The organism is Proteus sp. G2673, from assembly GCF_009915125.1.
Lineage (GTDB): Bacteria > Pseudomonadota > Gammaproteobacteria > Enterobacterales > Enterobacteriaceae > Proteus > Proteus penneri.
On sequence record NZ_JAABLT010000014.1, the window covers coordinates 1 to 26,065 of the forward strand.

22 protein-coding genes and 1 rRNA gene are annotated in these 26,065 nt (G+C 40.2%); 19 read left to right on the plus strand and 4 right to left on the minus strand.

Translation table 11 applies throughout. From position 1 onward, the window contains the following. Positions 1 to 22: 22 nt before the first annotated feature. Positions 23 to 1,565, minus strand: a 16S ribosomal RNA gene (locus GWI59_RS06945). A 495-nt stretch (positions 1,566 to 2,060) separates the two neighbouring features. Here GWI59_RS06945 and GWI59_RS06950 point away from each other — a divergent pair. Both GWI59_RS06950 and mdtD read left to right on the plus strand, forming a co-directional pair. Next, positions 2,061 to 2,747 (plus strand): FadR/GntR family transcriptional regulator, encoded by a 687-nt coding sequence (locus tag GWI59_RS06950; RefSeq protein ID WP_072065236.1) that lies wholly within the window; start codon positions 2,061 to 2,063, stop codon positions 2,745 to 2,747. A gap of 89 nt (positions 2,748 to 2,836) precedes the next feature. After that, positions 2,837 to 4,231: a multidrug transporter subunit MdtD gene (mdtD, locus tag GWI59_RS06955; protein ID WP_161724336.1), complete on the plus strand. Its 1,395-nt coding sequence runs from the start codon at positions 2,837 to 2,839 to the stop codon at positions 4,229 to 4,231. Positions 4,232 to 4,299: 68 nt separating this feature from the next. Here mdtD and rbsK read toward each other — a convergent pair whose 3' ends face one another. Beyond that, entirely contained in the window at positions 4,300 to 5,229 is a 930-nt protein-coding gene (gene rbsK, locus GWI59_RS06960; RefSeq protein WP_006534360.1) for a ribokinase, read from the minus strand. Between the two features lie 279 nt (positions 5,230 to 5,508). Between rbsK and ravA the strand changes: the two genes are divergently transcribed. Both ravA and viaA read left to right on the plus strand, forming a co-directional pair. Beyond that, positions 5,509 to 7,008: an ATPase RavA gene (gene ravA, locus GWI59_RS06965; RefSeq protein ID WP_109848215.1), complete on the plus strand. Its 1,500-nt coding sequence runs from the start codon at positions 5,509 to 5,511 to the stop codon at positions 7,006 to 7,008. Positions 7,009 to 7,015: 7 nt separating this feature from the next. After that, complete coding sequence (gene viaA, locus GWI59_RS06970; RefSeq protein ID WP_161724338.1) at positions 7,016 to 8,473, plus strand: ATPase RavA stimulator ViaA; 1,458 nt, start codon at positions 7,016 to 7,018, stop codon at positions 8,471 to 8,473. Here the strand turns inward: viaA and asnA are convergent, their stop codons facing one another. Then, complete coding sequence (gene asnA / locus GWI59_RS06975; protein ID WP_072065232.1) at positions 8,474 to 9,466, minus strand: aspartate--ammonia ligase; 993 nt, start codon at positions 9,464 to 9,466, stop codon at positions 8,474 to 8,476. Positions 9,467 to 9,626: 160 nt separating this feature from the next. Between asnA and asnC the strand changes: the two genes are divergently transcribed. From asnC to glmS, 15 genes are all read left to right on the plus strand, one after another. Continuing rightward, a complete protein-coding gene (gene asnC / locus GWI59_RS06980; protein WP_069367404.1) occupies positions 9,627 to 10,088 on the plus strand; it encodes a transcriptional regulator AsnC in 462 nt (153 codons plus the stop codon). 100 nt (positions 10,089 to 10,188) lie between these two features. Then, a complete protein-coding gene (mioC, locus tag GWI59_RS06985) occupies positions 10,189 to 10,629 on the plus strand; it encodes an FMN-binding protein MioC (RefSeq protein WP_006534353.1) in 441 nt (146 codons plus the stop codon). 377 nt (positions 10,630 to 11,006) lie between these two features. Further along, positions 11,007 to 12,905: a tRNA uridine-5-carboxymethylaminomethyl(34) synthesis enzyme MnmG gene (mnmG, locus tag GWI59_RS06990; protein ID WP_109848217.1), complete on the plus strand. Its 1,899-nt coding sequence runs from the start codon at positions 11,007 to 11,009 to the stop codon at positions 12,903 to 12,905. Next, entirely contained in the window at positions 12,902 to 13,528 is a 627-nt protein-coding gene (rsmG, locus tag GWI59_RS06995) for a 16S rRNA (guanine(527)-N(7))-methyltransferase RsmG (RefSeq protein WP_072065229.1), read from the plus strand. The genes mnmG and rsmG overlap by 4 nt, the downstream gene beginning before the upstream one ends. Before the next feature lie 613 nt (positions 13,529 to 14,141). Continuing rightward, positions 14,142 to 14,519, plus strand: a complete 378-nt coding sequence (atpI, locus tag GWI59_RS07000) for a F0F1 ATP synthase subunit I (protein WP_109848218.1) — start codon at positions 14,142 to 14,144, stop codon at positions 14,517 to 14,519. Between the two features lie 31 nt (positions 14,520 to 14,550). After that, positions 14,551 to 15,375, plus strand: a complete 825-nt coding sequence (gene atpB, locus GWI59_RS07005) for a F0F1 ATP synthase subunit A (protein WP_023583322.1) — start codon at positions 14,551 to 14,553, stop codon at positions 15,373 to 15,375. Between the two features lie 45 nt (positions 15,376 to 15,420). Next, positions 15,421 to 15,660, plus strand: a complete 240-nt coding sequence (atpE, locus tag GWI59_RS07010; RefSeq protein ID WP_004246596.1) for a F0F1 ATP synthase subunit C — start codon at positions 15,421 to 15,423, stop codon at positions 15,658 to 15,660. Between the two features lie 61 nt (positions 15,661 to 15,721). Next, positions 15,722 to 16,192 (plus strand): F0F1 ATP synthase subunit B, encoded by a 471-nt coding sequence (atpF, locus tag GWI59_RS07015; protein ID WP_036914499.1) that lies wholly within the window; start codon positions 15,722 to 15,724, stop codon positions 16,190 to 16,192. Positions 16,193 to 16,204: 12 nt separating this feature from the next. Beyond that, entirely contained in the window at positions 16,205 to 16,738 is a 534-nt protein-coding gene (gene atpH / locus GWI59_RS07020; protein ID WP_006534344.1) for a F0F1 ATP synthase subunit delta, read from the plus strand. A gap of 14 nt (positions 16,739 to 16,752) precedes the next feature. Then, the gene (gene atpA / locus GWI59_RS07025) at positions 16,753 to 18,294 is read left to right on the plus strand and encodes a F0F1 ATP synthase subunit alpha (RefSeq protein ID WP_006534343.1); all 1,542 of its coding nucleotides are present in this window, start codon (positions 16,753 to 16,755) and stop codon (positions 18,292 to 18,294) included. Between the two features lie 58 nt (positions 18,295 to 18,352). Then, positions 18,353 to 19,216, plus strand: a complete 864-nt coding sequence (atpG, locus tag GWI59_RS07030; protein WP_006534342.1) for a F0F1 ATP synthase subunit gamma — start codon at positions 18,353 to 18,355, stop codon at positions 19,214 to 19,216. Positions 19,217 to 19,250: 34 nt separating this feature from the next. Continuing rightward, entirely contained in the window at positions 19,251 to 20,633 is a 1,383-nt protein-coding gene (gene atpD, locus GWI59_RS07035) for a F0F1 ATP synthase subunit beta (protein ID WP_006534341.1), read from the plus strand. A 21-nt stretch (positions 20,634 to 20,654) separates the two neighbouring features. Next, complete coding sequence (locus tag GWI59_RS07040) at positions 20,655 to 21,071, plus strand: F0F1 ATP synthase subunit epsilon (RefSeq protein ID WP_006534340.1); 417 nt, start codon at positions 20,655 to 20,657, stop codon at positions 21,069 to 21,071. 151 nt (positions 21,072 to 21,222) lie between these two features. Then, positions 21,223 to 22,596, plus strand: a complete 1,374-nt coding sequence (gene glmU / locus GWI59_RS07045; protein WP_161724340.1) for a bifunctional UDP-N-acetylglucosamine diphosphorylase/glucosamine-1-phosphate N-acetyltransferase GlmU — start codon at positions 21,223 to 21,225, stop codon at positions 22,594 to 22,596. Between the two features lie 159 nt (positions 22,597 to 22,755). Continuing rightward, positions 22,756 to 24,582 carry a glutamine--fructose-6-phosphate transaminase (isomerizing) gene (gene glmS / locus GWI59_RS07050; RefSeq protein WP_109848221.1) on the plus strand — a complete coding sequence of 609 codons (1,827 nt, stop codon included), beginning with the start codon at positions 22,756 to 22,758 and terminating at the stop codon, positions 24,580 to 24,582. 192 nt (positions 24,583 to 24,774) lie between these two features. On the opposite strand, the gene GWI59_RS07055 is transcribed toward glmS, so the two are convergent. Next, the gene (locus tag GWI59_RS07055; protein ID WP_006534336.1) at positions 24,775 to 25,569 is read right to left on the minus strand and encodes an NYN domain-containing protein; all 795 of its coding nucleotides are present in this window, start codon (positions 25,567 to 25,569) and stop codon (positions 24,775 to 24,777) included. Positions 25,570 to 26,065 lie beyond the last annotated feature (496 nt).

Genomic DNA, 26,065 nt, shown 5'->3' on the forward strand with positions numbered 1-26,065 from the left:
CACATAACACGTATCTCTTAGGTAAGGAGGTGATCCAACCGCAGGTTCCCCTACGGTTACCTTGTTACGACTTCACCCCAGTCATGAATCACAAAGTGGTAAGCGCCCTCCCGAAGGTTAAGCTACCTACTTCTTTTGCAACCCACTCCCATGGTGTGACGGGCGGTGTGTACAAGGCCCGGGAACGTATTCACCGTAGCATTCTGATCTACGATTACTAGCGATTCCGACTTCATGGAGTCGAGTTGCAGACTCCAATCCGGACTACGACAGACTTTATGAGTTCCGCTTGCTCTCGCGAGGTCGCTTCTCTTTGTATCTGCCATTGTAGCACGTGTGTAGCCCTACTCGTAAGGGCCATGATGACTTGACGTCATCCCCACCTTCCTCCGGTTTATCACCGGCAGTCTCCTTTGAGTTCCCGCCATCACGCGCTGGCAACAAAGGATAAGGGTTGCGCTCGTTGCGGGACTTAACCCAACATTTCACAACACGAGCTGACGACAGCCATGCAGCACCTGTCTCAGCGTTCCCGAAGGCACTCCTCTATCTCTAAAGGATCCGCTGGATGTCAAGAGTAGGTAAGGTTCTTCGCGTTGCATCGAATTAAACCACATGCTCCACCGCTTGTGCGGGCCCCCGTCAATTCATTTGAGTTTTAACCTTGCGGCCGTACTCCCCAGGCGGTCGATTTAACGCGTTAGCTCCAGAAGCCACGGTTCAAGACCACAACCTCTAAATCGACATCGTTTACAGCGTGGACTACCAGGGTATCTAATCCTGTTTGCTCCCCACGCTTTCGCACCTGAGCGTCAGTCTTTGTCCAGGGGGCCGCCTTCGCCACCGGTATTCCTCCACATCTCTACGCATTTCACCGCTACACATGGAATTCTACCCCCCTCTACAAGACTCTAGCCAACCAGTTTCAGATGCAATTCCCAAGTTAAGCTCGGGGCTTTCACATCTGACTTAATTGACCGCCTGCGTGCGCTTTACGCCCAGTAATTCCGATTAACGCTTGCACCCTCCGTATTACCGCGGCTGCTGGCACGGAGTTAGCCGGTGCTTCTTCTGCGGGTAACGTCAATTGATAAAGGTATTAACTTTATCACCTTCCTCCCCGCTGAAAGTACTTTACAACCCTAAGGCCTTCTTCATACACGCGGCATGGCTGCATCAGGCTTGCGCCCATTGTGCAATATTCCCCACTGCTGCCTCCCGTAGGAGTCTGGGCCGTGTCTCAGTCCCAGTGTGGCTGATCATCCTCTCAGACCAGCTAGAGATCGTCGCCTAGGTGAGCCTTTACCTCACCTACTAGCTAATCCCATATGGGTTCATCCGATAGCGCAAGGTCCGAAGAGCCCCTGCTTTGGTCCGTAGACGTCATGCGGTATTAGCCACCGTTTCCAGTAGTTATCCCCCTCTATCGGGCAGATCCCCATACATTACTCACCCGTCCGCCGCTCGTCAGCAAGAAAGCAAGCTTTCTTCTGTTACCGCTCGACTTGCATGTGTTAGGCCTGCCGCCAGCGTTCAATCTGAGCCATGATCAAACTCTTCAATTAAAAGTGTTTGATGCTCAAAGAAATCGAAAACTTAGCTATTCATAAATGAATTTACTTTTGTTGTTCACTCTTCAAGACTTGATACATCTAATATTTTAGAAGATATCGTCTCTGCGAGTGCCCACACAGATTGTCTGATAATTTGTTAAAGAGCAGTGCAACCTTCGCTGCCGTTTCCGGTCTTCTGCGTTGTTGCGAGGAGGCGTATATTACGCTATTCCTCTGAAGAGTCAAGAGTTTTTTCAAACTTTTTTCTTTTCTCTTCACTGTCCTGCGTGGCTTGTTGTTTGCTCATCGCCGGTCAGTGGATGCGCATTATAGGGAGATCTCGGATTAGCGCAAGTGTTTATTTCAATTTTTTTTCCGTTCGCTTTTTTTTTCAACAAAATAAAGAAAAACGCTCTAATTTTATGCTGATGGCGTAAAATCCGAACAGCTTTCTCTAGCAGACTCACGTAAGATAGAAGATAAATTATGGTATAGGTAACCTTTATTATGCAATTTAGCGAACAACGTTCAGCTTCTCAAAAGAATCTTTCTTATATAGTTGCTGAAAAATTAGGTAAACAAATTCTTTCTGGTCACTATGAGCCTGAATCTTTATTACCTGGAGAAATAGAATTAGCAGAATTACTCTCCGTCAGCAGGACTGTTATTCGAGAAGCAATAAAAATGCTTGCGGCTAAAGGAATGCTTTTACCTCGTCCACGAATAGGTACTCGTGTTACGCCAATGCAAAATTGGAATCTATTAGATAATGATCTTCTTAATTGGTGGATAGACAGTGGTGAATTTAATAAGGTCAGCCATTATTTCCATCATGTTCGTTTAGCTATTGAACCTCAAGCCTGTTATTTAGCCGCATTTAATGCAACCGAAAGCCAAAAACAGTCTCTTGTTTTGTTTGGTAGAGAAATGCTGTTACTTGATGAGAATTTTGATAGACAACATTGGCTAGATATCGATACTCAATTTCACTATCTTATTTATCAAGCAAGTGGCAATCCATTCTTTGCCTCTTTCGGCTCATTATTTCTTTCTGCTTATAAAAAGTATTTTGATCTTATTGTGGGTAATGAAACTGTTCAACCGGAAACACATAACCAAATTGTTCAAGCTATTATTGATGGTGATGGAAATAAAGCACGCGACCTCTGTTTAATCTTATTAACAAGTGATTGAATAGTTTTAATACAAATTTTATAGGTTTTCTGTTTATAATGAAGCGATAATCAAAATATAGAATATAGAATAAAGACGGTATATGCTTCATGTTGAAATCTGCCAAAAATATGTCTGGGTTGCCTTGGATTGCTGCAATGGCTTTTTTTATGCAAGCTCTCGATGCAACTATTCTTAATACGGCATTACCAGACATAGCAAAAAGCCTTAACCATTCTCCTCTCGCTATGCAATCGGCTGTTATCAGCTATACCTTAACTGTTGCATTATTAATCCCCGTCAGTGGATGGTTAGCTGATAGATTTGGAACGCGTAAAGTTTTTATTATTGCGGTTTCTTTATTTTCAGGTGGATCTTTATTATGTGCACTTTCTCCTAACCTTGCTTTTCTTGTTATTTCACGAATTATACAAGGTATAGGTGGCGCAATGATGATGCCCGTTGCACGCCTTGCTTTATTAAGAGCTTATCCACGTAGCGAATTACTTCCTATTCTCAATTTTGTCACAATGCCAGGATTAGTAGGTCCTATAGTAGGACCTCTTTTAGGTGGGGTATTAGTTACTTATGCCTCTTGGCATTGGATATTTATTATAAATATTCCTATTGGCCTATTAGGTATTTTCTATGCCATAAAGCATATGCCTAATTTTACTATGCCAAAACGCAAATTCGATTTACTGGGTTTTATTTTCTTTGGCTTTGGCTTAGTGATGCTTTCCGTTAGCCTTGATCTTTTTGGTGATAAAAATATCTCTCGCTATATCCCTATAGCCGTTATTTTAGGTGGTTTTTCTCTACTTGGTTTATATATTAATCATGCAAGACGCCACCAGCAGCCTCTGATCCCATTAAATATTTTTAAAACACGGACCTTCTCTGTCGGGATTGCAGGTAATATTGCAACAAGATTAGGAACTGGGTGTATTCCTTTCTTAATGCCACTTATGTTGCAAGTGGGTTTTGGCTACCCTGCAATTGTTTCCGGTATGATGCTGGCACCAATGGCTTTGGGCTCTATTTTAGCCAAATCATTTGTCACAAAGATCTTAGTGAAATTTAGCTATCGCCGAACGCTCTTTGCTATCACTATTATTATTGGTTTGATGATCGCTCAATTTTCACTTCAATCTCCTGACATGTCTATTTACTATCTTATTATCCCACTCTTTTTATTAGGCGTGGTCATGTCGATACAATTTACGTCGATGAATACAATTTCATTGGCTGACTTAACAGATAATAATGCAAGTTCAGGAAATAGTGTTTTAGCTGTTACTCAACAGCTGGCTATTAGTTTTGGTATTGCTGTCAGTGCGTCTATTTTAGGATATTTTGATACTGAAAACGTTGGCTCTACTGTTGATAACTTCCACTATACTTTTATTACGGTAGGTATTATTACATTACTGTCCTCCTTCGTGTTTTTACTCCTCGATAAACATGATGGTGATAACCTAACGAACAAAAAGAAAAAAGCCTGATAGTTTTGTTCAAACTAAAAAGAGAGCATAAGCTCTCTTTTTCTTTATATATAGATAGAAAAAATACACTACAAGGATGATGCTAAAAAAGTATCCACTTCATGACGCCAAGGTACTGATGGCTGAGCGCCTGCTCGAGTAACAGCAATGGCAGCTGCAGCATGAGCAAACCTAATCGCTGGCATTATAGATTGCCCCTCTAATAAAGCGGTAATTAATGCGCCATTAAATGTATCGCCTGCTGCGATAGTATCAATAGCTTTCACTTTAAATGCAGGAACAATACAACCTTTACTATTTTGCTCGCTAACCCAAACTCCACGGCTTCCTAATGTAATCAGCACTGTTTTAATACCTTTATGATGGAGAGCATCCGCTGCTTGTTGAGCACTTTCATCGTCTATGACTTTAATTCCTGTCAGATATTCAGTTTCTGTTTCATTTGGAGTAATAATATCGACAAGAGATAATAACTCATCAGGTAATGCTTGAGCAGGTGCAGGATTTAGTATTACTTGCACATTTTCTTGTTTCGCTATTTCAGCCGCTTTTAATACAGAATCAAGTGGCGATTCTAATTGCATTAACAGAGCATCAGCTTCTTTTATAATATTCCCATGGCGCTGAACGTAATTTGTATCTAATCGCCCATTAGCACCAGCATGAATACCTATAACATTTTCACCCTGTTGATTAACGAAAATCAACGCAACACCTGTTGCTACATCGTCAATTAACTCAATACTCTTGGTATCAATGTTATCTGTGATTAATTGAGCTTTGGCTTTTTTGCCAATATCGTCATTTCCTAAACAAGCAAGAAAAGAAATATTCGCACCACAACGCCCAGCAGCGACCGCCTGATTAGCTCCTTTACCGCCAAATACCATTTGAAATTGGTTACCTGAAATGGTTTCACCAGGAAGCGGAAAATGGGCAACATTAAGAATATGATCAGCATTAACACTACCTAAAATCACAAGTTTCTTCGCTTCCATGATTTTTCCTTACTCTCAATAATAAATTCTAAATGCACTGAATAAATAACATGCAATATTTTAAACCGATCATCTCAGCAACATTAATGAAAAAACGTGATCACTATCGAAACGTTTCGCTAGTAAAACAAAAAAGAACCAAAATAAGCAGTAGGAAGCTGAATCGATTTTTGTTATAAACAATTTGTGTGCTAATAGAATGTTTGACTATATGTCAGCAATCCCTTTCTGATATTTTCAGGGAATAATGAAAATAAGTACCCATTATTAGGAGTGTTTATGCAACTTGCAGAGCGGATTTCACAACTTAGCCAATATCTTGAAACTGGGCTTTATGAGCGGCAGTCAGCTATCCGTCTTTGTCTACTTGCAGCACTGAGTGGTGAGAGTGTTTTCTTACTTGGCCCCCCTGGTATTGCTAAAAGCTTAATAGCCAGAAGAATGAAAGAAGCCTTTAAAGAAGCTAAAGCTTTTGAATACTTGATGACGCGTTTTTCAACACCTGAAGAAATTTTTGGTCCTTTATCTATTCAAGCTTTAAAAGATGAAGGGAAATATCAGCGTTTGATTGAGGGATATTTGCCTGATGCTGAAGTTGTCTTTCTTGATGAAATTTGGAAAGCAGGACCCGCTATTCTTAATACGTTATTAACGGCGATTAATGAGCGTAAATTTAGAAATGGGGAAACTGAAGTCAGCATCCCAATGCGCTTATTAGTTTCAGCTTCGAATGAATTACCTGATTCAGATAGTAGCCTTGAAGCGCTTTATGACCGAATGCTCATTCGTATTTGGTTAACAAAAGTTCAAGATAAGAAAAACTTTCGCGCTTTACTCGTTAATAAAGAAGTTGGCTCTTTCCATATTCCGGCCCATCTTCAAATTACCACAGAAGAATTTTCACGCTGGCAATCAGAATTAGAAAAAATCACATTAGATGACCACTTATTTGATTTAATTTATCAACTTCGTGAGGCTTTAGATAAAAGTGATGCTGCCCCTTATGTTTCTGATAGACGTTGGAAAAAAGCAGTACGCCTTTTACAAGCTAGCGCCTTTTTTAATGGCCGTAGTGCTATTTCACCATTAGATCTTATTTTATTAAAAGATTGCCTCTGGCATGACCAAGCATCATTTGCATTATTAGATAAATTATTACAAAGCCTTTTAACAGAACAAGCTTACCACCAGCTAGAATTGATCAGAAAAACAGAGAGTTTGTGGGCTGAGTGGATGCAATCAACGAGAAGCAAACAAGATCAACAAGCTTTTCGTTTTGAAAAACAAAGTGGAATGTTTGGACGAAATGCACACTTTAGCCTATCAGATAAAATGCAGGCTGATAAATTCACCTTGTTTTTACATATCCCTCTACATATCCATAGTATTCAAGTTAACTTTATTACTCTTGAGAAAAAAGCATTAGAAAACTTTTTGGCTAAAGGGGATGAGTTATTAGCGCGTTTAAATGGTATTGGTTTCCCACAATCAATTAACGCACAAATACGCCAAGATGGTGTATTAGAAATTATGGATGTGAGCCGTCGAACAACATCTCTTTATCAACAAAAAGAGACAGCACCTGCTGTTCCTATTGAAGATAACCAAGAGTGGCAAGATAAATTAAAAGATCTGGCTCAAGAAATTTATAGTGAACAAGAAAAATTTAATCATCATCAACCGAATTTATTTATTGATAATGATTGGCTTATTTCCATTGAACAAAGTTTTGTTCAGCTTAATGAAAAATTATCGCAATTAAAAAGCCAAATAAAGTAATGATATTATGCTGACACTTTCAACATTAGATATGCTTTTAGCCATAAATGAAGGGCAGCTTATTGAGGAAGTTATTGTTGCTATACTTGCATCACCTCAATTAGCGGTGTTTTTTGAAAAACATCCAAGACTCAAAAAAGCCTTACTTAAAGATATCCACCAATGGAAAAAAAGCTTACAGCAAAGAGTAAAAGAGACGTTAGTACCTACAATGATTGCTGATGAATTTGCCCTTTATCAACAAACCCAGTCATTAGGTAATGCGATATTTAATCAACAAGTTGAACATATTCTTATTGAGTTAAATAAGTTAGATTCTTCTTTTATTGAAGAAGCCTCTCAATTAATCAAAACAAACAAACCTTTTTCTCCAGCTCAACAAGCTTTATTTATGCAACACTGGCGGGTAAGTTTAATTTTCCAAGTCACTGCCTTACACAAAGCCTTATTTGACCAAGAACAAGAGCAGCTCCTTGCTGAGCTTCAAGAACGTTTAGCGCTAAGTGGAAGCTTAAGTAACACATTTTCAGAAAATGAACGCGCAGCAGGGCGTTTATGGGATATGAGTAAAGGCGTTTTAACAAAAACCCCTTTTGATGAGAAAATTATTCAACGTTATAGCGACTTTCTCGATCAACAACCCGAATTACATAAACTTGCAAGTTTGCTCGGTCGTAGCAAAACAGCTAAATCTCTTCCTGAAGAGAGCGTTATTTTTGAACCTATAACTATTGTTGAAAAAGCACCAGATACCACACCAGAGCAAGTCAATGGAATAGGACTTAGTGATGATATCTTACGTTTGCTTCCCGCAGAACTCGCCTTATTAGGTATTAATGAAATCGAACATGAGTTTTATCGAAAACTTGTAGAGAAGCAGCTCAATACCTATCGATTACAAGGTGATAATTGGCAAGAGCGGACGGTATTACGCCCAGTAACTCATCATCATGATGAAGAAAGACCAAGAGGGCCTTTTATTGTATGTATTGATACATCAGGTTCGATGGGAGGATTTAACGAACAGTGTGCTAAAGCCTTTGGATTAGCATTGATGAAAATAGCGCTAGCTGATAATCGTTCATGTCATGTTATGTTATTTTCTACTGAAACTGTGCATTATCAATTGTCATCGTCTAATGGCCTGCAAGAACTTATCAAGTTTTTGAATCAGTCATTTAGAGGAGGTACAGACTTAAGTGCTTGTTTAGATAATGTCGTAGAAAAACTAAATAGCCCAACATGGAAAGATGCTGATGCTGTTGTTATTTCTGACTTTGTTGCCCAAAGGTTACCCGAAAACCTAATCAACAAAATCAAAAAAAGCCAACAGCAACAGCACAATCGCTTCCATGCGGTAACCCTATCCAATTACGGTAAACCCAGTATCATGAAAATCTTTGACCATATATGGCGTTTTGATACTGGATTAAAAAGTCGCTTACTTCGGCGCTGGCGCCAATAATTACAGCATATCAGCGAAAGCTAAACGGGTGTCTTTTTCCCACACACCGCACTGTACTTGACCAATATGCTCTTTTTGTAGAAGTAGCATCACTAAACGCGATTGGCCTATACCACCACCAATAGTTTGTGGCATATCGCCATGCATTAATGCTTTGTGCCAATCAAGCTCTAGGCGCTTAGTATCATCGGTTAATGTTAACTGACGCATTAATGTTTCAGGATCGACACGGATACCCATTGATGACAACTCAAAAGCATCTTGTAATATTGGGTTCCAGACTAAAATGTCACCGTTTAAACCTTCAAATCCATCTTCGTTTGGTGTCGTCCAGTCATCATAATCAGGTGCTCTGACATCATGAGATTCACCACTTGAAAGTTTTCCACCAATACCAATTAAGAAAACGGCACCATATTCTTTTGCTATCGCTTTTTCACGACCTTTAGCATCAAGGTCAGGATAACGACGCAATAACTCTTCAGTGTGGATAAATTGAATTTGATCTGGCAGGAACGGTACCAGACCAAATTCTTCGCTGACGGCTTTTTCAGTTTCTTTTATTGCCTGATAAATTTTACCCACTGTCTGCTTAAGATAAGGAACTGTACGATCCTTAGCTTCCATCACTTTTTCCCAGTCCCACTGATCAACATAGACAGAGTGGATCTGAGTTAAGCGATCTTCGTCTGGTCGCAACGCTTTCATATGTGTATAAAGGCCCTGACCAGAACTAAATCCAAAACGACCTAATGTTTTACGTTTCCATTTTGCTAATGAATGGACAACTTCAAAGGTAGAATCTGGTAAAGATTTGACTTTAACTTGTACCGCCTTCTCATGCCCAGATAAGTTATCTTGAGTTCCATCACCAAGGCGACTTAAGATCGGTCCTTGAACTTCAATTAATCCTAATTCTTTTTCCAGCAGACGAGAAAAATATGATTTAACAAAGCTAATTTGCTGTTGAGTCTGAATGAATGATTTTTCCATTTTTTATATCCCTAGTGGTGATGTCGTGTTTCGCTGATATAGATTAAGCAACAAAACAGACACTAAATTCAATATACTTCATTAAAAATAGCCTTGCTTGTTTTAAATCGTTAAAAATAACGCTATAAAAATGTATTATCGTCAAAAACAGGAGGAGTTTATGGACAATATTTATCAGATCGATAATCTCGATCGTGACATACTTCACGCATTAATGGCGAATGCGAGAACACCTTACGCTGAATTAGCCAAAAAATTCGAAGTAAGCCCAGGCACAATTCATGTTCGTGTAGAGAAAATGAAGCAAGCGGGAATTATTACGGGAACACGTGTTGATATCAGTGCAAAACAATTAGGTTTTGATGTCTGTTGCTTTATTGGCATCATTTTAAAGAGTGCAAAAGATTACCATACAGCATTAGATAAATTAGATAAGTTAGATGAAGTCGTAGAGGTGTACTACACAACAGGACAATACAGCATTTTTATTAAGGTAATGTGTAAAAGCATAGAAGCACTACAAGATGTACTTATCAACAAAATTCAGACAATTGATGAAATTCAATCAACTGAAACATTGATCTCACTGCAAAACCCGATAATAAGGACGATCAAGCCATAAGGGTAAATTCTTATTTTTTTTTATAACCACATTATCCACAGGTAGATCCCAAGTGATTCACAGCGTACAATAGCGCGTCTTGAACATAAGGAGATCATTAATGAAAAAAGTCACTCTAATTAGTGGCAGTACCATGGGTAGTGCTGAATATGTCGCAGAACACCTTGCAGAGATCTTATCTGAGGAAGGTTTTGAGACTGATTTACACCATGGCCCTTCACTTAATGATCTTCCTAATGAAGGGATCTGGCTGGTGGTTACTTCCACACATGGTGCAGGTGATATTCCTGACAACCTACAGCCTTTTGCTGATGAGATTTCGGCAGACTCTATTGATCTTAGCAATGTCTCTTTTGGTGCTATCGGTATAGGAAGTAGTGAATATGACACTTTCTGTGGTGCGATCAGGACTTTGGATCAAAAATTAATAGAAAAAGGGGCTACTCGCCTTGGTGATCGTCTCGAAATTGATATTCAAAAGTATGACATTCCGGAAGATCCAGCTGAAGAATGGATAGCTTCTTGGAAAAATTTACTTTAAATTGCACAAAAAAACAGCAAACAGATGTGGATAACTCAGCTTAAAAGCAGGGGTTAACCCGTAGTTATCCATTGTATAAGGCTATATCAAGAAATGACCTGTGCATAAGTCATCATTTTGATCCCAGCTTATCAGCAGATAGATCACGGATCATTCACAGTATATGATCCTTTACAGTTTTATGATCTTTAAATAGAAAATCCACTTATCCACAGAGGATCGCTTCCTTAATAAAAGATCTAATAAAGAGATCTTTAAATAAAAAGATCTTTAAATAATTACCTGCGGATCTGCTCGCTTGTATCTGTCAAAAAGTTGAGTAGAATTCGTTTTCCCAATGCAACACATTCAGCATTCGTAACATTTAAGGTTCACACATGTTTTATCCAGAACACTTTGACGTCATTGTCATCGGTGGTGGTCACGCCGGTACAGAAGCCGCTATGGCTGCAGCTCGTATGGGGCGTCAAACCCTATTACTGACCCACAATATTGATACTTTGGGCCAAATGTCTTGTAACCCAGCTATTGGTGGGATTGGTAAAGGGCATCTGGTAAAAGAGATCGATGCGATGGGTGGATTAATGGCAACTGCAATTGACCATGCAGGGATCCAATTTAGAACCCTTAACGCAAGTAAGGGGCCAGCTGTAAGAGCAACAAGAGCACAAGCAGACCGTGTTCTTTATCGCCAAGCTGTTCGTACTACTCTCGAAAATCAACCTAATTTAATGATCTTCCAACAGCCAGTTGAAGATCTCATTGTTGAAAACGACCAAGTAACAGGAGCTGTTACTCGCATGGGCTTAAAATTCCGTGCTAAGTCTGTTGTTCTAACCGTAGGAACTTTCCTTGATGGAAAAATCCATATAGGTTTAGAAAACTACAGCGGTGGTCGTGCAGGTGATCCACCATCTGTTTCGTTATCACACAGGCTACGCGAATTACCTCTACGTGTAGGTCGTTTAAAAACAGGTACACCACCTCGTATTGATGCAAGAACGATTGATTTTAGCCAATTAGCCGTTCAGTTAGGTGATACTCCAATGCCTGTTTTCTCGTTTTTAGGTAATGTGGATCAGCATCCTGAACAAATGCCTTGCCATATCACATATACAAACGAAAAAACGCACGAAGTTATTCGTAATAACCTCGATCGTAGCCCAATGTATGCAGGTGTCATTGAAGGAATAGGCCCGCGTTATTGCCCATCTATTGAAGATAAAGTGATGAGATTTGCAGACCGTAATTCACATCAGATCTTTTTAGAGCCAGAAGGTTTAACGAGTAACGAAATTTACCCAAATGGTATTTCAACAAGCTTACCTTTTGATGTTCAAATGCAAATCGTAAATTCCATGAAAGGTATGGAAAATGCGAAGATCATTAGACCTGGTTATGCCATTGAATATGACTTCTTCGATCCAAGAGATCTAAAACAAACGCTAGAAAGTAAATTTATCAATGGGTTATTCTTTGCTGGCCAAATTAACGGTACAACTGGTTATGAAGAAGCTGCAGCACAAGGTATGCTTGCAGGGCTTAATGCAGCTCGTTATGCCTTTGATCAAGAAGGTTGGTTCCCACGTCGTGATCAAGCATACATTGGCGTATTAGTTGACGATCTTTGTACTCTTGGTACAAAAGAACCCTACCGCATGTTTACTTCTCGTGCTGAATATCGCTTGATGTTACGTGAAGATAATGCTGATTTACGTTTAACAGAAATTGGTCGTGAATTAGGCATGGTTGATGATACTCGCTGGGCCGAATTTAGTGAAAAAGTTGAGCTTGTTGAAAAAGAGCGTCAGCGTTTAAGAAATATTTGGGTTCATCCTCAAGCTGATAATCTCTCAGAAATCAATGAATTGCTAAAAACACCATTATCCAAAGAAGCTAATGGTGAAGATTTATTACGTCGCCCTGAAATGACTTACAACATACTAAAAAATATCTCTCGTTTCGCGCCTGGTATTGATGATTCAAAACCACAAGCAGCTGAACAAGTTGAAATCCAAGTTAAGTACGAAGGTTATATTAGTCGCCAGCAAGAAGAGATCGAAAAGAAACAGCGTAACGAAAACGCGGCATTACCGATAGATCTTGACTACAAACAAGTGAGTGGGTTATCTAACGAAGTTATTGCGAAACTAAACGATCACAAACCTACATCAATCGGTCAAGCATCTCGGATCTCTGGTGTGACACCTGCTGCTATTTCCATTTTATTAGTTTGGTTGAAAAAACAAGGTCTATTACGCAGGAGCGCATCATGAGTGACTTACTTAATCGGCTAAAAAAGCTGGCTAAGCAAGCCAATATAGAGCTTACAGATATTCAAGCTGAAAAACTCACGGGTTATGTCGCTATGCTTGATAAATGGAATAAAGCTTACAACCTCACATCCGTGAGAGATCCGCAGCAAATGCTTATTCGTCATATTTTGGATAGTATTGTTGTGAGCCAATATCTTGAAGGTGAAAAATTTATTGATGTGGGGACAGGACCTGGATTACCGGGTATTCCACTGGCAATAATGCGTCCCGATCACCATTTTGTCTTATTGGATAGCTTAGGTAAACGCGTTCGCTTTATGAAGCAAGTTCAGCACGAACTAGGACTTGATAATATCGAGCCAGTTCAATACCGTGTTGAAGAATACCAAACAGAACAGCCTTTTGATGGTGTTATCAGCCGAGCATTTGCCTCCATGAATGATATGCTTTCTTGGTGCTCTCATTTAGTGACTGAAGAACACGGTCGTTTTTATGCATTGAAAGGACAAATTCATCAAGAAGAGTTAGATGAACTTGCTGATAATGGATTAAAAATGCCTGAAAAAGTGATTAGTTTATCTATACCTGAATTGAATGAACAAAGACATTTGGTGATTATTTAATCATTTTTTTGTGTCTCATCGATCATTTTTTCATTTTTTGTGCTCTGGCGATAATATTTACAATGTTATCGCCATTTGTTTTATGGGGAATTATAGAAAGTATTAAAATTTACCTTATTGAAACAATAAAATAACATTTTATTATCTTTTATGTTAATTCACTTTGTAGCCTAAGTTTTCCTTATTTTATTTCCAAAATAAATTAATAATTCTGTGCATTATAAAAATATTGAATTTATTTTATTGAAAATGGGTCAATTCTTTTCTAATTGACACTAAATTGTTCATAAAACGGCAGTTAATTGTTAACTTAGTTATATATTTTATGAAATAAGCTTTATTTATACTTTTATATTTGTGATGTATGTCACGCTATTTATTTTATTCGGCTCTATTATTTTTACTCTTTTTGTTCTTAATCATTTTTCATAAATGGAACCTTGGTAATAAATTTAAATTAATCTTCACTTTTTCGCTACTTATTGATTGAATTCATTGCCACGCCCCGTATAATTTGCTCGTTTTTGTCACTTGACACTTTATAGCAAAGACAGTTTGATACATCATTCAGTAATACCTTTTACGATAGCTAGGTCTGGAGAATACAAACGTCATGTCTGTCTCCCTCTACAACGGGAAAGTTGCACTGAAACTGTTATTTTTGCAGTTTATGACTTTTGTTATTCTCAGTGCGAGTTTCTTATTAAAGAGTACAGACTGGAGTTTTTCGGCTTTTTTAGGCGGGTTGGCATGTTGGTTACCCAATATTGCTTTTCTTTTGTTAATGCGCTTACAAAAGGTCAACGAAGAAAAATCTCCAGTTCGCATAAACTGGCTTTTTGCTTTCAGTGAAGGGTTGAAGGTTATATTATCAATAACCTTGCTGATTGTTGCTTTAGGAGTGTTTAAAGCGGCATTTGCACCACTGGTCATGACCTACTTAGCGGTGCTTGTTATGCAGGTCGTTGCACCAGCCGTCATTAACGGTTAGCGTTTTTAACAACAAAAGGGTAATTGGCATCATGTCTGCATCAGGAGAAGCATTAACCACTAGAGACTACATAGGTCACCACCTGAATAACCTTCAGTTGGACCTACGTACTTTCGAGTTGGTCAATCCCCATGCTGAAAATGCGCCATCATTCTGGGTGTTAAATATTGACTCACTTTTCTTTTCAGTACTGATGGGCGCTTTATTCCTATGGCTGTTTAGAAAAGTAGCAGTAAGAGCAACCAGTGGCGTACCGGGAAAATTCCAGACTGCAGTAGAAATGATCATCGGTTTCGTTGATAGCAGCGTCCGTGATATGTATCACGGAAAGAGCAAGGTCATTGCACCTTTGGCATTGACTGTGTTTGTTTGGGTGCTGTTAATGAATGCCCTGGATTTATTACCAATCGACTTCATCCCTTATATCGGTGAACACATCTTAGGGTTACCTGCGTTACGCATCGTTCCGACTGCGGACGTGAGTATTACTCTTTCGATGGCAATTGGTGTATTTATCCTGATCCTTTTCTATAGCATTAAGATGAAAGGCATAAAAGGGTTTACTAAAGAGCTGACTTTACAGCCTTTTAATCACCCAATTTTTATTCCTATCAACTTAATCTTGGAAGGGGTAAGCCTGCTATCAAAACCTGTTTCACTCGGTCTTCGACTGTTTGGTAACATGTATGCAGGTGAACTGATCTTTATTCTTATTGCTGGTCTGTTACCGTGGTGGTCACAGTGGTTATTAAGCCTTCCTTGGGCGATATTCCACATACTGATTATTACGTTACAAGCCTTTATTTTCATGGTTCTAACGATTGTTTATCTGTCGATGGCATCTGAAGAACATTAATTATTAACTCTTTGAAGAAATAACTGAAACAAACTGGAGACTGTCATGGAAAACCTGAGTATGGATCTGCTGTACATGGCTGCCGCTATTATGATGGGTTTAGCTGCAATCGGTGCTGCAATCGGTATCGGAATCCTCGGAGGCAAATTTTTAGAAGGTGCTGCTCGTCAGCCTGATCTGATCCCTCTTCTGCGTACACAGTTCTTTATCGTTATGGGTCTGGTTGACGCCATCCCAATGATTGCTGTGGGTCTGGGCCTTTACGTGATGTTTGCTGTTGCCTAATGATGGTAATGAGCAGTAAAAGCATCAAGTTAGTTTATAACCAAGAAAGAGGTATTGTGCTGTGAATTTAAATGCAACAATCCTCGGCCAGGCCGTCGCATTTGTCCTGTTTGTTTTGTTCTGCATGAAATTCGTATGGCCACCAATTATGGCGGCCATTGAAAAACGTCAAAAAGAAATTGCTGACGGTTTATCATCTGCAGAACGTGCTAAAAAGGACTTAGATTTAGCGAAAGCCGATGCAGGCGATCAGCTAGCGAAAGCAAAAGCAGAAGCTCAAGCAATCATTGAATCAGCGAATAAACAACGCACACAAATGATTGAAGATGCTAAAGCAGAAGCAGAGCAAGAACGTAGTAAGATCGTTGCACAAGCTCAATCCGAATTGGATGCAGAGCGTAAACGTGCTCGTGAAGAACTTCGTAAACAAGTCGCAATGCTGGCTATCGCAGGTGCCGAGAAAATTATTGAACGTTCCGTGGATGAAGCTGCTAATAGCGACATCGTTGATAAACTGGTCGCTGAACTGTAAGGAGGGAGGGGCATGTCTGAAATAGCAACGGTAGCTCGCCCCTACGCCAAAGCAGCTTTTGACTTTGCTGTGGAAAACCAGGCTGTCGATAAATGGCAGGTTATGCTGGCGTTCACCGCTGAAGTAGCACGCAATGAGCAGGTAACCGAATTACTTTCTGGTTCTTTAGCATCAGAAAAACTGGCTGACATCTTTGTTGACCTTTGTGGCGAACAATTAGATGGTCATGCTCAGAATTTAATTCGTGTTATGGCTGATAATGGCCGTTTATCAACGTTGCCTGAAGTATTGAGCCAATTTATTCAATTGCGCGCAGTACTCGAGTCAACGGTTGACGTTGAAGTAACTTCTGCCATTGAGCTAACTAAACAGCAGCTAGCTAACATTTCTGCAGCGATGGAAAAACGTCTATCACGCAAAGTGAAGCTGAATTGCAAAATTGATAAGTCTGTTATCGCAGGCATGATTATACGCGCCGGTGACCTCGTCATCGATGGCAGTATTCGTGGCCGTTTAGAGCGATTAACTGACGTCTTGCAGTCTTAAGGGGACTGGAGCATATGCAACTGAATTCCACTGAAATCAGCGAACTGATCAAGCAGCGCATTGCTCAGTTCAATGTAGTGAGTGAAGCTCACAATGAAGGTACGATTGTATCCGTTAGTGACGGTATCATTCGTATCCACGGTTTAGCCGAAGTTATGCAGGGTGAGATGATCGCACTGCCGGGTAACCGTTTCGCTATCGCACTGAACTTAGAGCGCGACTCTGTTGGTGCGGTTGTGATGGGTCCTTATGCTGACTTAGCAGAAGGCATGAAAGTTAAATGTACAGGTCGTATTCTGGAAGTACCTGTTGGGCGTGGTCTGCTTGGCCGAGTGGTAAATACACTGGGTGAGCCGATTGATGGTAAAGGTGCAGTAGAGCATGATGGATTCTCACCTGTTGAGATGATTGCTCCTGGTGTTATCGACCGTCAATCAGTTGATCAGCCTGTACAAACAGGTTACAAATCCGTCGATGCCATGATCCCAATCGGTCGTGGTCAGCGTGAATTGATTATCGGTGACCGTCAAACAGGTAAAACTGCTCTGGCTGTCGATGCGATCATCAATCAACGCGACTCTGGCATTAAATGTATTTATGTCGCTATCGGTCAGAAAGCCTCTACTATTTCGAACGTTGTTCGTAAATTAGAAGAACATGGCGCGTTAGAAAACACCATTGTTGTTGTTGCTTCTGCATCAGAATCAGCAGCACTGCAATACCTCGCTCCTTATTCAGGTTGCGCAATGGGTGAATACTTCCGTGACCGTGGTGAAGATGCCCTGATTATTTATGATGACCTGTCTAAACAGGCTGTCGCATACCGTCAAATTTCACTGTTACTTCGTCGTCCACCTGGACGTGAAGCATACCCTGGTGACGTTTTCTATCTGCACTCCCGTTTACTAGAGCGTGCTGCTCGTGTTAATGCTGAGTACGTAGAAGCTTTCACTAATGGTGAAGTTAAAGGTAAAACCGGCTCTCTGACTGCGTTACCAATTATCGAAACGCAAGCAGGGGACGTTTCTGCATTCGTTCCTACGAACGTAATCTCTATTACCGATGGTCAGATCTTCTTAGAATCTAACCTGTTTAACGCAGGTATCCGTCCAGCTGTTAACCCAGGGATCTCCGTATCTCGTGTTGGTGGTGCAGCTCAGACTAAGATTATGAAGAAACTTTCTGGTGGTATCCGTACTGCTCTTGCGCAGTATCGTGAGCTGGCAGCATTCTCACAGTTCGCTTCCGATCTGGACGATGCTACCCGTAAACAGCTGAACCACGGTCAGAAAGTGACTGAATTGCTGAAACAGAAACAGTACGAACCTATGTCTGTCGCACAACAGTCTTTATCACTGTTTGCAGCAGAACGTGGTTATCTGGAAGATGTTGAAATTTCAAAAGTTGTGCCATTTGAAGCGGCTTTATTAGCTTATGCCTCTCGTGAACATGCTGATTTATTGAAAGAAATCAACCAGACTGGTACTTATAACGAAGAAATCGAAGCGAAGCTGAAAGGCGTGCTAGAAAACTTCAAAGCGACTCAGTCCTGGTAATAACTATTCGGCCTAATAGTTAAACATTAGGCCGTCTGGTTCATGAGGAGAAGCAGAAATGGCCGGCGCAAAAGAGATACGTTCGAAGATCGCCAGTGTGCAAAACACACAGAAGATCACTAAAGCGATGGAGATGGTCGCCGCGTCGAAAATGCGTAAAACGCAGGAACGCATGGCAGCCAGCCGTCCTTATGCAGAAACCATGCGCAGTGTGATTGGTCACCTTGCGTTAGGGAATCTGGAATACAAACATCCATACCTCGAAGAGCGTGAAGTTAAACGTGTCGGGTACCTGGTTGTTTCGACCGACCGTGGTTTGTGTGGTGGTTTGAACATTAACTTGTTCAAAAAACTGCTGGCAGACATGAAAGAGTGGTCTGAAAAAGGTGTGCAGGTAGATTTAGCGCTAATCGGTTCTAAAGCCGCTTCATTCTTTGGCTCAGTAGGCGGGAATGTTGTTGGTCAAGTAACGGGTATGGGTGATGATCCAAAACTGTCAGACCTTATCGGTCCAGTCAATATCATGTTGCAGGCTTATGACGAAGGTCGTTTAGATAAACTGTATGTGGTGGCAAATAAGTTCATCAATACCATGGCTCAAGAGCCTAAAATTCTTCAGGTTTTACCATTACCACCAGGTGATGATGAAGAGCTGAAAGAAAAATCTTGGGATTATCTGTACGAACCTGATCCTAAGGCGTTACTGGATACTTTACTGCGTCGTTATATCGAATCGCAGGTTTATCAGAGCGTCGTAGAGAACTTAGCGAGTGAGCAGGCCGCCCGAATGGTTGCGATGAAAGCCGCTACAGATAACGGTGGTAACCTGATTAAAGAACTGCAATTGGTGTACAACAAAGCACGCCAAGCAAGCATTACTCAGGAACTTACAGAAATTGTGTCTGGTGCAGCCGCGGTATAACAGCTAGGTTTACGAATTACGTAGAGGATTCAAGATGGCTACTGGAAAGATTGTCCAGGTAATCGGCGCCGTAGTGGACGCCGAATTCCCTCAGGATAGCGTCCCTAAAGTATACGACGCTCTTGAGGTTATGAATGGTAAAGAAAAACTGGTGCTGGAAGTTCAGCAACAGTTAGGCGGTGGTATCGTTCGTTGTATCGCAATGGGTACATCAGACGGTTTAAGCCGTGGCTTAAAAGTTGAAGATTTAGGCCACCCAATTGAAGTACCAGTAGGTAAAGCAACACTGGGACGTATCATGAACGTTCTGGGTACACCTATTGATATGAAAGGTGATATTGCAACTGAAGAACGTTGGTCTATTCACCGTGAAGCACCAACCTACGAAGAGTTATCAAACTCACAAGAACTGCTTGAAACCGGTATCAAAGTAATGGACTTAATCTGTCCGTTTGCTAAAGGTGGTAAAGTAGGTCTGTTCGGTGGTGCGGGTGTGGGTAAAACAGTTAACATGATGGAATTGATCCGTAATATCGCGATCGAGCACTCAGGTTACTCTGTATTTGCTGGTGTTGGTGAGCGTACTCGTGAGGGTAACGACTTCTATCATGAAATGACAGATTCTAACGTTCTTGACAAAGTATCGTTAGTTTATGGTCAGATGAATGAGCCACCAGGAAACCGTCTGCGTGTAGCACTGACTGGTCTGACTATGGCTGAAAAATTCCGTGATGAAGGCCGTGACGTACTGTTATTCGTCGATAACATTTATCGTTACACCTTAGCCGGTACAGAAGTATCAGCACTGTTAGGTCGTATGCCATCAGCGGTAGGTTACCAGCCAACATTGGCTGAAGAGATGGGTGTTCTGCAAGAACGTATCACTTCAACCAAAACAGGTTCAATCACCTCTGTACAGGCTGTATATGTACCTGCGGATGACTTAACTGACCCATCACCAGCAACAACGTTTGCTCACTTAGATGCGACAGTTGTACTGAGCCGTCAAATTGCTTCATTAGGTATCTACCCTGCGGTTGACCCACTGGATTCAACCAGTCGTCAGTTAGACCCACTGGTAGTTGGCCAAGAGCACTATGATGTCGCTCGTGGTGTTCAGTCTATCCTGCAACGTTATCAGGAACTGAAAGACATCATCGCTATCTTAGGTATGGATGAACTGTCAGAAGAAGATAAACTGGTTGTTGCGCGTGCGCGTAAGATCCAGCGCTTCCTATCTCAGCCATTCTTCGTTGCTGAAGTATTTACCGGTTCACCAGGTAAGTTCGTTTCCCTGAAAGACACTATCCGTGGCTTTAAAGGTATTCTGAACGGTGATTATGACCACCTGCCAGAGCAGGCGTTCTACATGGTTGGTACTATCGAAGAAGCAGTAGAAAAAGCTAAGAAGCTTTAATACGGCTGACGGGAGGTTGATATGGCCGATACATCGTTCCACCTGAAAGTTGTCAGCGCTGAAAAGCAGTTATATGACGGCGAAGTCAAACGAATTCAGGTAACTGGTAGCGAAGGTGAGCTCGGTATTTATCCGCAGCATACCCCGTTATTAACTGCCATAAAACCGGGCATGGTACGTGTCGTAAAAACATCGGGCGAAGAAGAGGTTATCTACCTTTCAGGTGGTATTCTCGAAGTTCAGCCGACTGGCGTCATTGTACTGGCAGATACAGCTATCCGTGGTCGTGATTTGGATGAAGCGAAAGCGTTGGAATCTAAGCGTAAAGCTGAAGAACACATTCAATCCTCTCATGGTGATGTTGATTATGCTCAAGCATCAGCAGAATTAGCCAAGGCGATTGCAAAACTACGTGTAATCGAACTGACTCGACGTTGATGTAAATAGGCAGTCTATGAATAAAAAAGCCAGTTGGTCTTCGCTAACTGGCTTTTTTGCGTCATGAAATATTTTGTGTGACGAAATATGTAGTATTATTTGGCATAAACAGGTTTACTTGCCATTCTTTACGGGAGTTATCGGGTTAATTATGTCTAATTCAGCTAAAAGCGTTGTTATTCTTGCTGCGGGAAAAGGCACTCGCATGTATTCACAGTTACCTAAAGTTCTTCATAAACTTGCGGGTAAATCCATGGTTCAACATGTGATTGATACTGCAAAGTCATTAGGTGCTCAACAAACACACCTTGTCTATGGGCATGGTGGTGAACTAATGAAAGAAAAATTAGGCTCACAACCTGTTAATTGGGTACTACAAGCAGAGCAACTAGGAACAGGTCACGCAATGCAACAAGCCGCGCCTTTCTTTGCTGATGATGAAGATATCCTGATGCTTTATGGTGATGTTCCACTTATTACCAAAGAAACGTTAGAGCGTTTAATTGACGTCAAACCAGAAGGCGGTATTGGTTTATTAACGGTTATTTTAGATAACCCAACTGGCTATGGTCGTATTGTTCGTGAAAATGGCGAAGTGACAGGCATTATCGAACAAAAAGATGCTTCTGAAGAACAACTCAAAATTACTGAAATCAATACCGGTATTTTAGTCGCCAATGGTGGTGATTTAAAACGTTGGTTAGGTAAACTCGATAATAATAATGCACAAAAAGAGTATTACATTACTGACATTATCGCGTTAGCGCATAAAGAAGGTCGTAAAATTGAAACGGCTCATCCTCGTCGCCATAGTGAAATGGAAGGTGTCAATAACCGTCTACAACTGGCTGCATTAGAGCGTATTTACCAAACAGAACAAGCAGAGCGCTTATTATTAGAAGGTGTTATGTTGCTTGATCCTGCTCGCTTTGATTTACGTGGCACATTAACTCATGGTAAAGATGTGGTGATTGATACCAACGTTATCATTGAAGGTAATGTGACATTGGGAAATAACGTTGAAATTGGTACAGGTTGTGTTCTAAAAAACTGTGTAATTGGTGATAATTCTATTATTAGTCCATATACGGTGATCGAGGATGCAAATTTAGCACAAGCGTGTACGGTTGGCCCATTTGCACGTCTTCGCCCAGGTAGTGAATTAGCGGATAAAGCTCACGTTGGTAACTTTGTTGAGATGAAAAAAGCCAGCTTAGGTGTTGGCTCTAAAGCAGGTCATCTGACTTACTTAGGCGATACAGAAGTGGGAGCTAACGTTAATATCGGCGCAGGTACTATTACTTGTAACTACGATGGCGCGAATAAATTTAAAACCATTATTGGTGATGATGTCTTTATTGGTTCAGATACCCAATTAGTGGCACCCGTTACTGTTGCTAATGGTGCAACCATTGGTGCAGGAACAACACTCACTAAAAATGTGAATGAAAACGAATTAGTGATCAGCCGAGTTAAGCAAACTCATATCAGTGGATGGAAACGTCTAGTGAAGAAAAAACAATAATTTTAAGAGAAGGGCGTATATTTAATTAGCGCCCTTTTCTTGTACGCTATTATTCTAAAAACAAAAAATATCCCCACTTTCTACAATGGCTTGGGGAATAAACCAATCAGGTATAAGACATCCAAGTGCGAATAAACGCACAGTTTTAGGAATAACACAATGTGTGGAATAGTAGGTGCAGTTGCACAACGCGATATCGCTGAAATCTTAATTGAAGGCTTACGTCGTTTAGAATACCGCGGTTATGATTCTGCGGGTTTAGCGGTTGTGGATAATGACTGTAAAATGACACGTCTACGTGAAGCTGGCAAAGTACAAATGCTGGCTGAAGAGGCAGAAAAAACACAAGTGATTGGTGGTACAGGTATTGCTCATACACGTTGGGCAACACATGGTGAACCTTGTGAAGATAATGCGCATCCTCATGTATCGGGTACAATTGCGGTTGTACATAATGGCATTATCGAAAACTACCAAGAACTGAAAGCAGAATTAATTAAAAAAGGGTATCAGTTTGCATCTCAAACAGATACTGAAGTGATTGCTCACTTGGTAAACTGGGAACAGCGCCAAGGCGGTACGTTACGTGAAGTTGTACAACGCGTTATTCCTCAATTACGTGGTGCTTACGGTACTGTAATTATGGATAGCCGTACTCCAGAGTTATTAATCGCAGCTCGCTCTGGTAGTCCGCTGGTGGTTGGTCTTGGTGTGGGTGAAAACTTCCTTGCTTCTGACCAATTGGCATTATTACCAGTGACTCGTCGCTTTATCTACCTTGAAGAAGGGGATATTGTTGAAATCACACGCCGTCATGTTCATATTTTCGATGTGAATGGCAATGAAGTTAATCGTGATACGATTGAATCTAACGTTCAATATGATGCGGGTGATAAAGGCGTTTATCGTCACTACATGCAAAAAGAGATCTACGAACAGCCTCTGGCGATTAAAAACACCCTTGAAGGTCGTTTAAAATCAGATTCGATTGATCTCAGTGAATTAGGCCCTAAAGCTGAAGAGATCTTATCTAAAGTTGAACATATTCAAATAGTAGCTTGTGGAACGTCTTATAATGCGGGAATGGTTTCTCGCTACTGGTTTGAGTCTTTAGCGGGTATTCCTTGTGATGTCGAAATTGCATCAGAATATCGCTACCGTAAACCGGCAACTCGCCGTAATAGCTTATTAATCACATTATCCCAATCGGGTGAAACAGCGGATACATTAGCGGCTCTGCGTTTATCTAAAGAGTTAGGTTATTTATCTTCTTTAGCTATTTGTAATGTGGCTGGCTCTTCTTTGGTTCGTGAGTCTGAATTTGTTTTAATGACTAAAGCTGGCGCTGAAATTGGCGTTGCATCAACCAAAGCATTTACAACACAGTTAACTGTTCTATTAATGCTGGTGGCATATATGGGACGAATTAAAGGTGTTGCAACACTAGAGCACGATGTTTCAACGGCATTACACGCATTACCAAGCCGTATTGAAAGCATGTTATCGAAAGATAAGTTGATTGAAGCGTTAGCTGAAGATTTCTCAGAAAAAAGCCATGCTTTATTCTTAGGTCGTGGCGACCAATACCCAATTGCGGTAGAAGGTGCATTAAAGCTAAAAGAGATCTCTTATATTCATGCAGAAGCTTATGCTGCAGGTGAGTTAAAACATGGTCCATTAGCATTAATTGATGCGGATATGCCGGTTATCATTATTGCGCCAAATAACGAATTATTAGAGAAATTAAAATCTAATATCGAAGAAGTACGCGCTCGTGGTGGTTTACTGTATGTGTTTGCTGATCAAGACGCAGGCTTTGAAGAAAACGAAACGATGAAGTTAATTTCTTTACCGCATGTTGAAGAGCTGATCGCACCGATTTTCTATACCGTACCATTACAGTTGTTGTCTTATCATGTTGCCTTAATTAAAGGTACCGACGTAGACCAACCTCGTAACTTAGCTAAATCAGTGACTGTTGAGTAATATTATTTGATAGTCAATTGCTAATGTAGAAGAGTCATTAAAGTCTCATAATAAAATGGTGGCGATAACATTGTTACGCTACCATTTTTAAATCTAACATACTCCAAAATGTCTGTGGAAAAGAATTTGGTAGTTGTTGAACAGAGCAATGAGAACGTATTCATCGTTCAACTCTAGAAATTAGAGAAAAACCTATTTTTTACGATTTTGATTTTTAGCTTTTTTGGGGCTAGTACCATTAGACCACCATGCTGGAGTTGTCGTTGGTGGCTTACCTAAGATATCTTTCAATATGGCAACTAAATCGTAAGACACTAAGCCATCTATATGCTCATGCAGACTAGGAGCAATATTATTTCGTAGAGCATCCAAGACAAAGTCTATACCATTAGTTCGTGCTAACTTTGCCGCTGGTACAAAGTCACTATCTCCAGCAAAAAGAACAATTTTATCTACGAGTTTTTTCTGTGCAATACTGGTAATATCAACGCCAAGTTTAATATCCACTCCCTTTTGACGTATACTATAATAGAAGTCATTATTTGTTAGTTCTTCAAATTTACGATTACCTTTTAAAACATCGTTGAGAGCTCGATCAGATAGTTTCCATTGCTTGTCATGTTTGATGGTACCTAGGCGGAGAGCAAATTTTCTCTGTTTTTTAACTTCTGCTAAAATCTCGTTACGATGAATTGTTTCTGGTTGTTTAGAGAAATCTAAAACCCTATGTTTTGTTTCTCCCTGATTAACTAGAGGGTAATGAACTTTTATGTCTAATGGTGGTGAATCGTAGTAAAATACACGATATAGATGCTGATAAGTGCTTTTATTACCGTCGTTGATATGTCGCCTAATGCAACTATTTAAAACTTGCACAATTTGTTTAGGTGTTAATTCAGGTTCAGAAGGGAAGTAATGGCGTTTGAAAAAATTTAGGCGTTTTAGAAAGAAAGAGGCGTCTACTAGTACAGCAACTTTTATGTTCATAAAATTATTTATTAGCCCAGATATAAAAAACCCGCGGGTGGGGCAAGGTTGTTAACAAATGAACCAAGCGTTGCCGCGGGTGCTATATGATCAATCTTAGTTATTTTATCTGTGATGTCAACAAAAAGTGAATAAAGCAGCAAGCTCTTAATAATACTTTCTTTCATCTCATACTAATGTTTTAACGCTTTAAATTTAACGTTTTTTGTCTATAGCCATCTATGTTTCATTGTATGGTCATGTAGTGATCAATCATTTTTAAATAACTACTATTTGTGCATTATTCATAATCATAATATATTTGAAAAAATATTAAAATCTACGTTACGACAACAAAAATATTCTAAACTTTGCTATGTTTTCCTATAACGTAATTATTAAAATATATTATAGGAATAAATATTTCCTGATGATAGATAATATACTAAATTGAAACTTGTTTATTACTACCTATACACTTTTAATAAAGTGAAGAAAATAGATTTTATATTAGATA